Genomic DNA, 762 nt, shown 5'->3' with positions numbered 1-762 from the left:
GAAGAGCTACTTGAGCTAGTAGAAATGGAAGTTCGTGAACTTCTTTCTGAATATGACTTCCCAGGTGATGACTTACCACTAATTCAAGGTTCAGCTCTTAAAGCTCTTGAAGGCGAAAAGCAGTGGGAAGACAAGATCGTTGAGCTTGCAGAAGCACTAGATTCTTACATCCCAGAGCCAGAGCGTGACATCGATAAAGCATTCATCATGCCTATTGAAGACGTTTTCTCAATCCAAGGTCGTGGTACTGTTGTAACTGGTCGTGTTGAAGCTGGTATCATCAACGTGAATGACGAAGTTGAAATCGTTGGTATCAAAGAGACTACTAAGTCTACTTGTACTGGTGTTGAGATGTTCCGTAAGCTTCTTGACGAAGGTCGTGCTGGTGAGAACATTGGTGCACTTCTACGTGGTACTAAGCGTGAAGACGTTGAACGTGGTCAAGTACTAGCTAAGCCTGGTTCAATCAAGCCACACACTAAATTCACTTCAGAAGTATACGTACTTTCTAAAGATGAAGGTGGTCGTCATACTCCATTCTTCAAAGGTTACCGTCCACAGTTCTACTTCCGTACAACTGACGTAACAGGTGACGTACAGTTACCAGAAGGCGTAGAAATGGTAATGCCTGGTGATAACGTTAAGATGACGGTAGAGCTAATCTGCCCAATCGCGATGGACGAAGGTCTTCGTTTCGCTATCCGTGAAGGTGGCCGTACTGTAGGTGCTGGTGTTGTAGCAACTATCGTAGAGTAATAGTTA

1 protein-coding gene is annotated in these 762 nt (G+C 44.4%); it reads left to right on the top strand.

Annotation, left to right across the window (positions count from 1 at the left end):
* Positions 1–756 (top strand): elongation factor Tu (locus NQT69_RS19465; protein ID WP_256829299.1); only part of this gene is annotated, 756 nt, incomplete at its 5' end.
* Positions 757–762: the final 6 nt, after the last annotated feature.

The organism is Pseudoalteromonas shioyasakiensis (assembly GCF_024518675.1).
Classification (GTDB): domain Bacteria; phylum Pseudomonadota; class Gammaproteobacteria; order Enterobacterales; family Alteromonadaceae; genus Pseudoalteromonas; species Pseudoalteromonas shioyasakiensis_B.
Note: the sequence above shows the minus strand (reverse complement) of the source record. Positions and strands in the feature narration are given on the sequence as shown.